This window comes from Lyngbya sp. CCAP 1446/10 (genome assembly GCF_026130175.1).
GTDB lineage: Bacteria > Cyanobacteriota > Cyanobacteriia > Cyanobacteriales > Microcoleaceae > Microcoleus.
On record NZ_JAIGNI010000149.1, the window covers coordinates 1 to 15456 of the forward strand.

General features: G+C 42.9%; 11 protein-coding genes and 1 pseudogene. 6 read left to right on the plus strand and 6 right to left on the minus strand.

Features of this window, described 5'->3' with window-relative positions; all coding sequences use genetic code 11:
- Window positions 1–916, minus strand: a 916-nt coding sequence (locus tag K4039_RS27150; protein ID WP_265239609.1) for a serine/threonine-protein kinase, incomplete at its 3' end; no start/stop codon positions are given.
- Window positions 917–945: 29 nt separating this feature from the next.
- Window positions 946–3723 carry an ankyrin repeat domain-containing protein gene (locus K4039_RS27155; RefSeq protein WP_265239610.1) on the minus strand — a complete coding sequence of 926 codons (2778 nt, stop codon included), beginning with the start codon at window positions 3721–3723 and terminating at the stop codon, window positions 946–948.
- Window positions 3724–4353: 630 nt separating this feature from the next.
- Here K4039_RS27155 and K4039_RS27160 point away from each other — a divergent pair.
- Window positions 4354–4827 (plus strand): annotated as a pseudogene (locus K4039_RS27160) (class 1 fructose-bisphosphatase); the annotation flags it as partial.
- A 209-nt stretch (window positions 4828–5036) separates the two neighbouring features.
- Here K4039_RS27160 and K4039_RS27165 read toward each other — a convergent pair.
- Window positions 5037–5513 (minus strand): TM2 domain-containing protein, encoded by a 477-nt coding sequence (locus K4039_RS27165; protein ID WP_265239611.1) that lies wholly within the window; start codon window positions 5511–5513, stop codon window positions 5037–5039.
- Between the two features lie 504 nt (window positions 5514–6017).
- On the opposite strand from K4039_RS27165, the gene acsF reads away from it, so the two are divergent.
- Both acsF and K4039_RS27175 read left to right on the plus strand, forming a co-directional pair.
- The gene (gene acsF / locus K4039_RS27170; protein ID WP_265239667.1) at window positions 6018–7091 is read left to right on the plus strand and encodes a magnesium-protoporphyrin IX monomethyl ester (oxidative) cyclase; all 1074 of its coding nucleotides are present in this window, start codon (window positions 6018–6020) and stop codon (window positions 7089–7091) included.
- A gap of 330 nt (window positions 7092–7421) precedes the next feature.
- Window positions 7422–8936: a dolichyl-phosphate-mannose--protein mannosyltransferase gene (locus tag K4039_RS27175; protein ID WP_265239612.1), complete on the plus strand. Its 1515-nt coding sequence runs from the start codon at window positions 7422–7424 to the stop codon at window positions 8934–8936.
- Window positions 8937–9030: 94 nt separating this feature from the next.
- Here K4039_RS27175 and trmB read toward each other — a convergent pair whose 3' ends face one another.
- The 3 genes from trmB to csaB all read right to left on the minus strand — a co-directional run bounded on the left by trmB (window position 9031) and on the right by csaB (window position 11639).
- Window positions 9031–9663, minus strand: coding sequence for a tRNA (guanosine(46)-N7)-methyltransferase TrmB (gene trmB / locus K4039_RS27180; protein WP_265239613.1), 633 nt, complete (start codon window positions 9661–9663; stop codon window positions 9031–9033).
- A 121-nt stretch (window positions 9664–9784) separates the two neighbouring features.
- A complete protein-coding gene (locus tag K4039_RS27185) occupies window positions 9785–10579 on the minus strand; it encodes a Uma2 family endonuclease (protein ID WP_265239614.1) in 795 nt (264 codons plus the stop codon).
- A 16-nt stretch (window positions 10580–10595) separates the two neighbouring features.
- Window positions 10596–11639 carry a polysaccharide pyruvyl transferase CsaB gene (gene csaB, locus K4039_RS27190; RefSeq protein ID WP_265239615.1) on the minus strand — a complete coding sequence of 348 codons (1044 nt, stop codon included), beginning with the start codon at window positions 11637–11639 and terminating at the stop codon, window positions 10596–10598.
- A 169-nt stretch (window positions 11640–11808) separates the two neighbouring features.
- Between csaB and K4039_RS27195 the strand changes: the two genes are divergently transcribed.
- From K4039_RS27195 to K4039_RS27205, 3 genes are all read left to right on the plus strand, one after another.
- Window positions 11809–12123: a DUF2499 domain-containing protein gene (locus tag K4039_RS27195; RefSeq protein WP_265239616.1), complete on the plus strand. Its 315-nt coding sequence runs from the start codon at window positions 11809–11811 to the stop codon at window positions 12121–12123.
- Window positions 12124–12139: 16 nt separating this feature from the next.
- Entirely contained in the window at window positions 12140–12559 is a 420-nt protein-coding gene (locus K4039_RS27200) for a lysozyme inhibitor LprI family protein (protein ID WP_265239617.1), read from the plus strand.
- Between the two features lie 233 nt (window positions 12560–12792).
- On the plus strand, window positions 12793–15456 hold the full coding sequence (locus K4039_RS27205) for a DNA polymerase III subunit alpha (RefSeq protein WP_265239618.1): 2664 nt from the start codon (window positions 12793–12795) through the stop codon (window positions 15454–15456).

Genomic DNA, 15456 nt, shown 5'->3' on the forward strand with positions numbered 1-15456 from the left:
AACGAGCGGGGTATATATTGATGAATAACCACCGTTTAGCGTCAATTAAAGTAATTCGGGATTGGGGTGATCGCTTAAACATTTTGTCGGGATTAATCCCGCTTGGCTGTTCACCCCGCAGCGCGGATAAAGCATCTTTTGCTGAATGAAATCTATCTTCAATTGCGGGTTCAATTATCTTCTCTAACCAGTCGGCAAACTCTGTAGAAATAGAAACGCTATTGCGGAATTTTACCTTCAGCTTGTGTCTGGGTAAATCCGATGGAAATTTCTGGGTTAACAAGAAAAGCAGCGTTGTTCCTAATCCATACAAATCTGTTGATAATACAGCTTTTCCTCTGAATTGTTCTGGTGCCATGTAACCGTAGGTTCCGACAACGGTACTGCCTCCAGTAATAGTATGATGGTAAGTGTTTTGAACTGCACCAAAATCAACTAGAAAGACTCGCCCATTTTTTTGGATAATAATATTTTGAGGTTTAATATCTCGGTGGATCGCAGCAGGTAACAGCGATTGCAGATAAGCTAGAATTTCTAGCAATTGATAGGCGATATGACGAACTTGCGATTCATTTGGTTTCCAGCCATTTTCTATCAACTGTGCGAGAGATTTTCCCGGTGCGAGTTGTTGGGCGATATAAAAACAACGATCTTGGGAAGTATCAACTTGAAAGTAGTCAATGTAGCGAGGAATTCCCGGATGATTCAATCCAGATAAAGTTTTTGCTTCTCGTTCAAATAACTCGATTTTCTTCCATTCAGTTGTCAGGCGCAGGGATAAAGCTTTGAGTGCAACTTTTTGATTGCTGTTTAAATCTACAGCAGCATAGGTGATTCCAACTCCACCCTGTCCTAATTTGCCGATAATGCGATATCTTTCAGCAATGATTTTTTCCGATTGTTCTAGTGTTTCCATATTTTTATGCGTGGGGTTATTTTGGATAATTAGTAGGTTGCGCCGCGAGATTTGAGTATTTTGGCTGCTACTTCTCGGTCGGGGTTAGAGTTTGTTTCTGCTATCTTTAGCGGCGTCTCGCCATGGCAGTTGGTAGTGTTAATTTTTGCACCTTTAGCAAGTAGCAATTTTAAGATTTCTACCGTGCCATAATGTGCGGCTTTATGCAGTGGAGTTGTGTCACATATATCTCTGTTATTGACATCTGCACCGTTTTTAATGAGCAGTGCAGCAATATCATTGTGTCCGATCGCGATCGCTCGATCCAATGGAGTTTGACCAGCGTCATTTCTAGCGTTAACCCTTGCACCTTTAGCAATTAGCAGTTCAGCGATATCTTGAGATCCTCGATCGACAGCAAGATGCAGGGGGGTTGTTCTGTGATTATCCTGGATATTAATTTCTGCACCTTTAGCAATCAGCAATTTTAAGATTTCTACCGTGCCATAATGTGCGGCTTTGTGCAGTGGAGTTGTGTCAGATCCATCTATGTTATTGACATCTGCACCGTTGTTAATTAGCAGTGCAGCAATATCATTGTGTCCGATCGCGATCGCTCGATACAATGGAGTTTGACCATTCTTATTTCTAGCGTTAACCCTTGCGCCATTAGCAATTAGCAGTTCAGCGATATCTTGAGTTCCTTGAGCAACAGCAAGATGCAGTGGAGTTTCAATCAAGATATCTTTGGCATTAACGAATGCACCTTTCGCAATGAGTTGTTTGGCTACATCCTTAAGTTTGAAACTCACAGCGATATGTAGTAAAGTGCTGCCATATTTGTCTTCACTATTAACATCTGGGTTTTTACTAATCAGCAGCGCCACTGTATCGCGGAGGCTCATTTCTACCGCGATATTCCGTGGAGTTTTTCTGTGATTATCCTGGATATTAATTTCTGCACCAGGCTCTAACGTCGGCAGTTGATTGATATTCTGCATATTCTTGAAGACAGCAATATCTAGAGGAGTCCATCCAGAATTATTTTTAATATTGACTTGCGCCCCATTAGCAATTAAAAAAGATACCATTTTTGGGCGATTATCTTGAACAGCTAGGTATAACGGAGTATTTCCAGATTGGTCCCTAGCATCGATATTCAGCATTAGCAAAGCAGCAACTTCTTTTGTGGTTGCATAGTGCAGTGGAGTTCTTTTTTGACTATCCCGAATCGCAACATTTGCACCGTCTTTAATTAGCTGTTGTACCAACTCCTTAAAACCTATTTTTGCTGCGTTATGTAATAAGGCTATACTCTTGCCATTTCGGGCATTTTCTTCTTTGATGTTAATTTTTGTGCCCGCAGCGAGTAGTATCTTTGCGATTGCCTTTGATTGCGTCGTATGCAGAGGAGTCATACCTTTATTGTTTTTAGCATTGACGTTTGCGCCTTTAGCAATCAGGAACTTAGCCATTTCAGGCGATTCCGCAAAGAACAGAGGAGTTGCAGCCCTACTATTGCCACGTAAAAACATTTTGATATATAGACCCCAACCCCATGTAGGAGTCCACCTATCTAAATGATGTTCTCTCTGGGCGTTAATATCTGCACCTTGAGCAATTAGCATTTGTGCCACTTCTATGCGATCGAATGCAGCAGCAAAGTGTAACGGTGTAAAGCCATATCTATCCTTAGCGTTGACATCTGCACCCTTGGCAATTAACAATTCTGCCACCTCTTTTGAGGCAGCCAAGTGTAGTAAATTCTGGTTATTTACCCTGGTATTAGCACTAATACCAAGATCCAGATAATGCCTAACAGTGTTACTATCTCCCTGTTGAACAGCCTGGAAAACTGCATCGGGGGTAAATCCAATCCGGCTGAGGATGGGATATTTAAAGTGATTGAAAACAGCAACAGTAACAACAGCAGCAATTCCTATTGTGAGGCGTTTTTTCCATTGCGTCGATCGATTAGACTTAACGCTAACTATTCGAGGATTGCGAAGCAATTCAAGCGCTTTTTTTGCCGATTCAAAGCGGTTTTCTAAATCTGGCGCTATCATTTTTTTTAACCAATCGGCAAATGCTGAAGAAATATTAATTTGAGAGCAAACATCTATATCTAGTATATTTGTTGGTAATTCGGTGGGGGAACGGTGGGTTAGTAAATACAACAACGTCGCTCCTAAACCATATAAATCTGTTGCAGGTACGGCTTGTCCGAGAAATTGTTCTGGAGCCATATAACCATAGGTTCCAACTACGGTACTTCCTCGCATTAAAGTATTGTAATAAGTGTTTTGCACTGCTCCAAAATCTACTAAACAGACTGTCAAATGTTTTTGTTTCTGGGAATTAATGGGCGATTTTAAAACAATATTTGCTGGTTTAATATCCCGGTGGATCACAGGTGGTGTCTGTGAATGGAGATAAACTAAAATCTCCAAAATTTGTGTTGCAATGCGTCGAATTTCCGCTTCACGAGCGTGCCAGCCATTTTCGACTAAACTTGCTATAGATTGCCCTTGTGCCAGTTCTTGTACTATATAAAAACAACGGTTATCGGGAGTATCGACATAAAAATAATCCAAATAACGCGGAATTCCCGGATGATTCAATTTTGATAAAACATTGGCTTCTCGTTCAAATAGTTCCAGGACTTTCCAGTCATTCATCTTTTGTAAAGACAAAGCTTTGAGTGCGACTCGCTGGTTTGTTTTGAGGTCAATGGCTTCATAAGTTGTGCTACTACCGCCTTCTCCGAGGAGATTTTTAATCTGATAGTGTTTGACTAAGTTATGGGGAATTTGTTGAACAATATCCATAGCATTATCCTGAGTTGATGAGTACCAACAAACATTTTTTATTTGGGTTTTTACAACCCAAGTTTTGAGAAAATATTCAATAAAAATTGAGCGTTTGAGTAAAATTCAAACAATTCAATAGAAAAGTCAATGAATGACTATGTATATGTGCTTAAATTTCAATGACCGTATTCCTACGGATAGCTTACCCAGAATTTTAGAGTGTCATATCACCTTTAGCAAAAATTTGCGGTTGACAGATTTTGCCGTAGTCAATTCCAATAAGCACTTGTAACAGAGCGGGTTAGATCGTAATTTCAGGCTTTGAGTTGTCAATTATTAATCTTATTTGACTATCTCGAATCGCAAACAGGACGATCGCTTTTGTGCAAGCGCCCTCTCGGCCCTCTGCGCCCTCTGCGTTAAATAAAAAATTAGGCATCGGGAATACACGCAGCAGACCAAACAATCGATCGCACTCCTCAATTTTCGATGGGATCTAAAATTCACATAAAGTTCCATCCCCTTTAGCAAAACCCTTCCTAAGATAGAAGATAGGGACGATCGACCTAAAAGCCGATCGAGGGGCAAACGCCAAGCACCTGAAAATCCCCAACTAGCGAGCCGCAAGACAGGGAGAACATCAAAATCATGGTAAACGCGCCAACAGGGGAAACCCGTCTGGGCCCGACCGAGCAGGTGCAAGCCTTAGACCGCGATTGCACAACCCTATCCCGTCACGTACTCCAGCAACTCCACAGCTTTTCAGCAGATGCTCAGGATCTCAGCACTCTGATGAATCGCATCGGGTTGGCTGCTAAGCTGATCGCGCGCCGACTTAGAGCCGGGTTAATGGCAGATGCTTTAGGGTTTACAGGGGCTGTGAACGTGCAGGGAGAATCCGTCAAAAAGATTGATATCTATGCTAATGAAGTGTTTATCTCGGTATTCCAGCAAAGCGGACTTGTCTGCCGCTTGGCTTCCGAGGAAATGGAAAAACCCTACTACATTCCCGAAAATTGTCCGATCGGACGCTACAGTCTGCTCTACGACCCCATAGATGGTTCTTCCAATCTTGACATCAATCTCGATGTCGGCTCAATATTCAGCATCCGCAAGCAAGAGCTACGGTGTGCACACAAGTCTAGTTGGAAATCAAATGACGGAAAAAAACGGAAGTTTATTTTTTTAATCCTTGATTTTCCGTTAATTATTATCAATAAGGTAAAACTATTGATAAATAAATCGATCGTCTAAAAACTTTGCCTACTCAGGATTGTGTCAGACAGAGCCAAGTTTTTAGGACTTGTGTGTACACCGTAGATCTCTACTGGTTAAAGTTCGTGAAAGTAATACATCACAACGCCAGTTACTGGATCGTTCTCGATACTGAGATAACCCGTTTTGAGCATTGCTGTGAAAGCCTCTTCCACTTCGGCAAAAGTAGCGCCCGTTGCCATCACCCCTTGGGTTACAGATAATCTGGCATTTTTTGTATAAGCTGCCTTCAGGAGTTTAATCCCTAACTGTTCGGGGGTTTGCTTGGGGTATGTCGAGGCGATCGCCCCGCCGATCGGAGATAGCGGTATACCTTGGGGAGATACGCCGAGTTTGCCCCTGAGACTAGCATTGTGTTCGTCCACCATGTTCGGTAGCAGCAGCAAGTCAAACAATTGCCCGAACCCAAACAAGCCAAAGGTACACAGCCACAGCAAACCCGTGCCAATCTTGCCGTTGTAGAGACGGTGGAGTCCGAAGGGGCCGAAAAAACAAGCAGCCCATAACAGGTAACTAACACCTAAATTGCTCATTTTATGACCGTCCTGTCTGGTTATTCTAAGAATTGGAGTCCCTTTATACATTTTGTACTTTCTATCTGGTGTTTGAACAGTTTGACACCAGCAGATCTTTGTGCATTGTCCGAAGTTATTGGTTATTTAAGCTGTTGTGCATTTAAATTGTATATTTCGACGATCGATCAAAAATCTTCTCCCCTCTCCCCCTCTCCCTCTCTCCCCCTCAATCACCATACACAATTGGGATGCAAAACAGCTTACTACCAATGCCCCATGCCCCATGCCCCATGCCCCATGCCCGTAAGTAATTGTGCGTAGCAATTCTTAACGCCAGCAAAATATTTTCAGGGTCGAAAACTTGGTACACTGGAGGGCGTGGAATATTTCAGCAGCTTTTACCTGAATGCCACACAAAGCGCAAAAGTGCGCCGCACAGCGCTGGTAGGAGATAAAAGGGCGATCGCCCCTTCCGATACCTCAAACGAGCGAGCAATTATAAGCAAAAAATCCAATAAAAATATGGTAGATTCCCTCAAAAAACCAGCTTTTGCAGAACAGCAAGAAGCGAAAACCCCAGCCAAAGAAACTATTCTCACGCCGAGATTTTACACAACAGACTTTGACGAGATGGCCAAAATGGACATCTCCATCAACGAAGCCGAACTCGAAGCAATCATCAAAGAGTTCCGCGTTGACTACAACAAAACCCACTTCGTGCGCGATGCCGAGTTCGATCAATCTTGGGAACACATCGACGGCGAAAAGCGCAAGTTATTCATTGAATTCCTCGAACGCTCTTGCACCGCTGAGTTTTCTGGCTTCTTGCTCTACAAAGAATTAGCACGCAAGCTCAAAGACAAAAATCCGGTACTCGCCGAAGGTTTCTTGCTGATGTCCCGCGATGAAGCGCGACACGCCGGATTCCTCAACAAAGCGCTGTCGGACTTTGGTTTGTCCCTGGATTTGGGTTTCTTGACAAAGAGCCGCAGTTACACATTCTTTAAGCCGAAGTTTATTTTCTACGCCACTTACTTATCCGAAAAAATCGGTTATTGGCGCTACATCACGATTTATCAGCACTTGAAAGCGCATCCTGAAGACCAGATTTATCCGATTTTCCGATTCTTTGAAAATTGGTGCCAGGATGAAAACCGCCACGGAGATTTCTTTGATGCGGTGATGAGAGCTCAGCCTCAAATGCTGAACGATTGGCGCGCTAAGCTTTGGTGCCGTTTCTTCTTGCTGTCGGTATTCGCGACAATGTATCTCAATGATATCCAGCGCGGTGGTTTTTATCGATCGCTCGGACTCGATGCTCGCGAATACGACATTGAAGTGATCAAAAAAACCAACGAAACCGCAGGTCGCGTCTTCCCCGTGATGCTAGACGTGAACAATCCAGAATTTTATGAACGGCTGGATATTTGCCTCAAAAACAATCAGCAATTGACCGCAATTGTCGCTTCTGAAACTCCGAAATTCTTGCAATTGTTCCAAAAATTGCCTCTGTATTTGTCCAACGGCTGGCAGTTGGTGAAACTGTACTTCATGAAGACGATCGAATCGCCTTCTGTTGAAGGTGCAGTCCGTTAAGTTTTGATTTTTCATCCTCTGTTACGGCGGTTCTGCGGAAGTAGAGCCGCTTTTTTTTGGTATGATGTTAGGTTGGTTTTCGTGAAAGGGCGATCGGGTTTCAAATTCAATTGAGGAACTTTATGAAGAAGTTAACTGTGAGATGAAAAGTGAGTAATACGAGTACCGGAAGACGCAACTCTTTTGAACTAGAAGATATTCAAAGGCAATGGAGAGAATGGCAGTAGAAAAGTAAAAAAATATTTTTAGCAAGTTGGTAATTTTTACGCTATTCTCAACTCAGTATTTTAAAATTCAGGCTCTCAAATCTACGATATTCCGGTGCACTTTATGCAAGCGAACAAAAAACAATCCCACAAATCAATTGTGATTTTTTATCTAGGAATGCTCGGCATTTTCCTTGTGTCCTTAACTCTGCGCTTTTGGGAACTGGAGCGATTTAACACTTTCGTATTTGACGAGGTTTATTACGCCAAATTTGCCAACGATTATCTCACCAGAACTCCTTTTTTCAACGCTCACCCGCCGCTTAGTCAATACATAATTGCGATCGGGATTGCGATCGGCACTCATCTGCCTTTCGGGAAAACCGCCGTCAACAGCCTAGCAGGCTCAATTCTTTCACCTTGGGACTACCGCTGGATTAATGCTCTCACAGGTTCCTTTATCCCGCTAGTTGTCGGAGCCTTCGCCTATCAGCTCCTTCGCCGCCGCACCTTTGCTTTTCTTGCTGCTTTATTTATCGCCTGCGACGGTTTATTTTTAGTTGAATCTCGCTACGCACTCAATAACATTTATCTAGTTTTATTCGGAATACTTGGTCAATTATTTATTCTTAAAACCGTAGAAGCTGAAGGCAAAAAGCGCTTGCTTTGGCTAGTATTAGCTGGGATAGGATTCGGTGCATCTGCTGCTATCAAATGGAACGGATTGTGGTTTTTGTTGGGGGCTTATCTCATTTTAATCTGCGCTTGGGCCGTGCGTTTAATTCAGGCAAAGAGAGGAAATGAAGAACCAATCCGCGAGGTGAATTCTGCTCTCCTTCCGCCCGAAAGTCCAGTACAAAAATTGACTGAGCTAACTTTTGTTGAAGTATGCTGGAGTCTAGCTGTAATTCCTCTTTTAGTTTACAGCATCTGCTGGATTCCTCACCTGCATCTCAATCCAACTCCCAATTTCTGGCAGATGCAAACGGAAATTTTGACTTATCACGAACGCATTAAAAGTGGCCCTAGTGTGCATCCTTACTGTTCCGCGTGGTACAGTTGGCCTTTGATGCTCCGCCCCATAGTTTACTTCTACAAAACTGCTAGCAACAATGCACAACCAGATCCGGTTTTGCCACCTTTACCCAGCGGTGCAACTGAGACAATTTTTGACGTTCACGCGATGGGAAATCCTTTCCTTTGGTGGTTTTCCACTTTAGCTTTAATCTTAGTAGCAGGAGTTTTAATTCACCGAATTGTCGTGTGGTTCCAAACGCGCAAAGTGGCCTCTGTTGACAGCCTCGAACAGCAGCAGCCGATTTTGTTTCCACCAACGGCCCAAATGTGGATGTTGTTATATTTGATAGTTAATTGGGCTGCTAATTTGCTGCCTTGGGTGAAGGTGAGTCGCTGCGTATTTTTGTATCATTATATGGGCTGTTCTGTGTTTGGAGCCTTAGCACTTGCTTGGTGGGTTGATAGGTGGCTGCACAGCCCTCAAACTCGCCTTCGAGGTATGGGAGTAACAATAATCTTTCTGGTTTTGGGTGCTTTTATTTTCTGGATGCCTATCTATTTGGGACTGCCTTTGTCGCAAATGGAATGGAAAATTAGAATGTGGCTGCCGTCTTGGGTTTAATAGGATTTACCCACAGATTCTACTTTGTAGGGTGCGCAGTGCGCACCTTACGATTTTCATAGAGTAGATTACTTAGCGATGAGATAAGATAGCATTATTTGTGATACAGTGCTCGATAAACTGGTTCGCCTCGTTTGAGAGTAGCAATTTCTCTTTCAGTAGCAACAGTCAGGGGATTTTCTGCTAGCCATTCCCCGCTATTTTGACGCTGAAAACTGGGATGAGATGAAAAGCGATCGCACATTTCGACTTCTACTTCCTCAATATCCGATTGAATAAACACTTCACCGCCAACAGCCAGATAAGTAGCCAACTCGCTGACTAATTCCTGCTGTACTACCCGCCGCTTGTGGTGCTTTTTCTTGAACCACGGATCGGGAAATTGAATGCTGACTCGCTGCAAAATACCAGCGGGCAAAGTTTCTAAAATTGGTTTCAGGGAACTATTAGCATTGCAAAACAAATAGTGGAGATTTGTCAACCCTTTTTCGTCCCGCCAAACATTCGCCTCATCTACCAGAGGTTCTCGAATTTCTAATCCGAGAAAATTCCAATCTGTTTGGATTTGCGCCATGTGCCACAAAAACCTTCCTCTGCCGCAGCCGATATCTAAATGTAGTGGTAAATTTAAATTAGCATAGATTTTAGTCCAATCCGGCGCAGTGGCGGATGTTCTATATCTCATGGATAGGGGATTTACGTGTTCCCGAACTCTAACTCTTCCCAATTTTGATGTCTCCTGAATATAATTTTTAATCGCTGATGTCGGCGGATTAACGCGGATTAACGCAGATGAATTGAGAAATAAAAAATCGCAGTGTTATGATTTTTTATTTCTAATTATTGTATCAAGCTTCTGGTTCAATCCCTGCTGCTCTTAATTGTGCGGCTAATCTTTGCGATCGTCCTCTTTCTTGTTCAGCTTCTTGTTGAACAAGGGCTATTTCTTGTTGAACAAGGGCCATTTCTTGTTGAACAAGGGCTATTTCTTGCCTTTCCCTTTCCACCATCTCTGCTCCCCACAATAACATCTGTCCGCTCTCATCCCACCAGCGCAACCAATATCCGGTTCTTTCGGCTTTTGTTCCCAGCCAAACACCCAGAAATAACCCAACTTCAGCGATCCAATAACGGCCATTTGCATCGGGTTGTTGTGCCTGATACCTTTCTCCTGAATCCAACTGATATATTTCTAAAAATCCTGTCCCAGGTTCAAAAATTGCATAGATTGGGACTCGCAATACTTGTTCGTAAAAAAACCATTTTCCCGGTGGATAAGTTCTTTTATTAGAATATTCATCATTGGCAGTAGCCGACACAAATTCCATCACTATATCTGGAATTTCTCCTTCTAAATTAGGAGTATAACTACGGCGAATTTCTTGATTAGGAAATGGCTGTACGTTGCGGGCATAAAACCAGTCTGGAGCTTTGACAACTAGCTGGTTGTTTAATGTCGCGCAGATCGCCATATTGGGGGCAATTAGTATTCCTGCTACTATGAAGCCTGCAATTTCTAATATTTCTCGCAAGGCCACAGCTAGGAGAGGTTGGTCAATATTTTCCACAGGTTCCTCGTCTAAAATGAAGTCGGCGGGCAATTTTTGCCAGGTAATTTTTAAGTCGGTTGTACTGACTGTCATGGTATTTTACCTCTTACTAGGATTGTTGGAGTGCGGTTTGCAATACTTCCCGATGGAAGAGCGATCGCCCTACTATAAATTTTATCCTTTCCTGCGATAATGCGTCGCCGTTGGCGTAGTGTTCGATCCAGGTTTTGCTGATTAAATAAGGATCTTCGGGCAATTCTGATAATAAGTACCCCGGCATTTCTAACTCGTCCATCAATTGACTAACTTTGGGATCGTAGCTGAGAGCAAAGCAGCGGCATTCTTCCGAAGCTGCCATAATTAAACTATGGTAGCGCATCCCGATCGCCATTTCGACTCCCCGGAATAGTCCTTTCAATTTTCTCGGATCGTCTAAACTAAGTATCTCACTTCGTTTCGGCAGGGCTTCGTACAAATGCTTCGCAATTTCTAAGTCGCGAGATGCTTGAAAAGGTATCAGTAAAATTAAGGCTCTGGTTGCTTTTTGAAAGTCAACTAAAGCTTGAGTTAAAATTGACAATCTGGCCGGAGTTAACGTAGGATGGGAACGCAAACAAACTGCAACTCTGGGCGCTGGTAAATCCCATAAACCGGATACAGGGGAATTTTCTAAAGCCCACACGGGATCTGGTGCTAAAGTGAACGGAATTTGCCAATCTGTAAGTAAGGTAGCTGAGCCTTTATCCCGCACGCTGACGGCGGTGCATCCAGCAAAACACCGCTGAGATAATTTGCGGGTAATCTCTCGATTTAAAGGCCCAATTCCCTGGGCCCAAGCAACTGTTTTTAAGCCCATTTGTTGCGCTAGTCCCATTAAACCCCCATAATAGAAAGGGCTGATCATGCTGGTAGCGTCTTGGATTAAACTGCCGCCTCCCCAGATTAGCGCGTCGGAGGTGCGGAGTGCTTCGAGGACTTGAAACGCATTCATACGATCGCGCGCAGCTACCCCATACCGCTGATTTGTCTCGACAGGATTGCCAGACAGGACGATCGGCGTCACCCCATCTGGTAACATTTGCAGTAGCGATGCCAACAGCGCCTCGTCGCCACCGTTGCCTTTACCGTAATAGCCGCACAAAATTGCTCGCATTTCTACTCTTGGTTTATAATGGGGAATCTAAGTATTACAATATCTAATTGTTGCGGTCGATTCGTAAAATATTTTAACAGTTAACAGTCAACAGTTAACAGTCAACAGCCTTAAACAAATAAATACATATTTTATCTTCCCCGTTCTCTGTTATTTTAGAATACAAAAAATGCACGCTTTGTCAATTCCCACCTGGATTATTCACATCTCTAGCGTCGTCGAGTGGATTGCCGCCATCTGGTTGATTTGGACTTACGGCGAAGTCACTCAAAACCGAGCTTGGTGGGCCCTTTCCGCCGGAATGCTGCCCGCCCTAGTCAGCGCCATGTGTGCTTGTACTTGGCACTATTTTGACAACTCCCCAGCCCTTGAATGGATCGTTACCCTGCAAGCGGCGATGACTCTCATCGGCAATTTTACTCTGTGGGCGGCGGCTTGGTTGATTTGGCGATCGGCTCAACCACCAGAAAAAATTCAAGATTAAAAGAGGTGTCAAATCAATGAAAAATAGCACTTTTTGGGCAACATTTACAACAAGTTCACTTTTGCTAGCAGCCGGATTTTTGCTTCCCAGCCAAGCCAGCAACAACCGACTGCAAATCGCCCAACAGCCAAACTGTAAAAGCCCTCAAACCACGGTTGATATGACTTTATGTTCGACTCAGGAGTTTAAAGCAGCAGACACCAAACTCAATCAATTATATCAGCAAATTCTGCCAATAATCAACAGCAAACAAAAGCAGAGATTGACTACGGCACAGCGTACTTGGGTAAAATTTAGAGATCAAACTTGTAATTATTCAGCAGGACACTTTGAAGGCGGTACTTTAGCTCCTTCTGTCTACATTTCTTGCAAAGCAAAAGTGACACAACAGCGCGTTAAAGATTTGGAAGGTTATTTGGAGCAAGCAAATTTGTAAGCAAATTAACCGAATTAGCTATTAGATTACCGACTTCTTCTGTGAGATGTTGTACCTGCGGTAAAACTCTGGTTTTTGATCTAAAATATAGCATCAAAACCTATATTTCTCGTTCAAAAAACCTTTTTTTGTACGTTGAGGGTGCTGTAAAATAAAAAATCAATTTATCTTTTTCAACGGCAATCGTGTACAATCTAAAGTCTAAAAACTAAAAGCTAAAATCTCAAATCGCCATGTCCTTCGTTGGTTTGCACATTCACAGCGATTACAGCCTCCTAGATGGCGCTTCTCAGCTACAGCCGCTCGCCGATCGGGCGGTGGAATTGGGGATGCCCGCGATCGCCCTTACAGACCACGGAGTGATGTATGGTGCGATCGAACTCATCAAAGTTTGCCGAAATAAAAATATCAAGCCCATAATTGGCAATGAAATGTATGTCGTCAACGGCGACATCGAAGTCAAAGTTCGAGGTAGAAGAAAATACCATCAAGTTGTCTTAGCAAAAAATACCCAAGGCTATAAAAACCTCGTCAAACTCACCACAATTTCCCACTTAAAGGGAATGCCAGAACGAGGTATTTTTGCCCGCCCCTGTATCAACAAAGACCTACTAAAACAATACTCCGAAGGTTTAATTGTCACCAGCGCTTGTTTGGGTGGCGAAGTTCCCCAAATGATTCTGCAAAACAAGCTAGATGAAGCCCGCGAAGTTGCCAAATGGTATAAAGAAGTATTTGGGGATGACTACTATATAGAAATTCAAGACCACGGTTCCCAAGAAGACCGGATGGTGAATGTGGAAATAGTCAAAATTGCCCGCGAATTCAATATAAAAATAATCGCCACTAACGATTCTCACTATATTTCTTGCAACGACGTAGAAGCCCACGATGCTTTGCTTTGTATCAACACCAACAAACTGATTGAAGAAGATAAGCGGATGCGCTACAGCGGTACTGAATATCTTAAGTCCGCTGACGAGATGGCGCAACTGTTTCGAGACCATTTGGACGACGAAACCATCAAAGAGGCGATCGAAACTACCCTAGAAGTAGCAAACAAAGTATCAAGATACGAGCTAACAGGTGAAGCTCGGATTCCCACAATTCCAATTCCCCCAGAACATACCGCCGATACCTATGTAGAAGAAATATCTTGGTTAGGACTATTAGAACGCCTAAAAAGCCGTACCAGAAACGAAATCCCCCCAGTCTACAAACAAAGACTAGAATATGAGCTAAAAATGATTCAGCAGATGGGTTTCTCTGAATATTTTTTAGTGGTTTGGGACTACATGAAATATGCTAGAGACAACAATATTCCTGTCGGGCCAGGACGTGGTTCTGCGGCAGGTTCTTTAGTTGCTTACGTCCTCAACATTACCAACATAGACCCCGTACACCACGGATTGCTATTCGAGAGATTTCTAAATCCCGAACGTAAATCTATGCCAGATATCGATAGTGATTTTTGCATAGAAAGACGCGACGATATGATTAAATATGTTACGGAAAAATATGGTACAGACCGCGTAGCACAAATTATTACTTTCAACAGAATGACATCAAAAGCTGTCTTGAAAGATGTTGCCAGAGTTTTAGGTATTCCCTACAAAAAAGCCGACGAAATGGCAAAAATGATTCCCGTGTCGCGGGGGAAACCGGAAAAACTCAAAGTGATGATTTCCAATGGAACACCGGCACAGGAATTTAAAGATAACTACGAAAATACAATTTGTATCAATGCAGAAACTGGCACCGAAGTTCCAGTGCGTCAGTGGATTGACATGGCAATTCGCATTGAAGGAACTAACAAAACCTATGGCGTTCATGCCGCCGGTGTGGTGATTTCTTCCCAACCCCTTGATGAAATTGTACCATTACAAAAGAATGACAATGGTGCAGTGATTACCCAATATTTCATGGAAGATTTGGAATTTTTGGGGTTGCTGAAGATGGATTTTCTGGGACTTAAAAATTTAACAACTCTCCAAAAAACAGTCGAGTATGTTAAGCACACGCAAAATAAAACTATCGATGCCGAAGCTTTACCTTCTGACATAGAACGCAGAGCTCAAGAGACATTTACTCGAATCAAAAAGTTGCCTGAAGATGTAGAAAAGACTTATCAACTATTAGAAAAAGGAGATTTAGAAGGTATTTTTCAGCTAGAATCTTCTGGGATGCTGGATGTAGTAAAAAAAATTAAACCTTCCTGTCTGGATGATATTTCTTCTATTCTGGCGCTTTATCGTCCCGGCCCGCTGGATGCTGGTTTGATTCCACAATTCATCGATCGCAAACACGGTAGAGAAGTGGTTAAATATGACCATCCGCTGTTAGAACCAATTTTAAAAGAGACCTATGGAACGCTTTGTTTCCAAGAGCAAATTATGCGGATGGCTCAAGATTTGGCGGGCTATTCTTTAGGTCAAGCTGACTTGCTGCGTCGTGCAATGGGCAAGAAGAAGGCTGATGAAATGCAGAAGCAAAAGGAAACATTTATTGATGGGGCAACTAAGAATGGTGTCACTCAAAGAATTGCCGAAGAGTTGTTCGGGCAAATGCTACAATTCGCAGAATATTGCTTGAGCTATGACACGAAGATATTGACTGTGGAATATGGGCCGATGGCTATTGGCAAAATCGTTGAGGAAGAAATTGAATGTACTGTTTATAGTGTTGATAGTAATGGTCATATTTATACACAGTCAATTGCACAGTGGCATCGCCGGGGGCAGCAGGAGGTCTTTGAGTATTGTCTGGAAGATGGCTCGACAATTCGCGCCACAAAAGATCACAAATTTATGACTGCTGACGGCCAAATGCTGCCCATTGACGAAATCTTTGAAAAAGGATTAGAATTAAAACAAATCAACTCTAGCTCAGATATATAA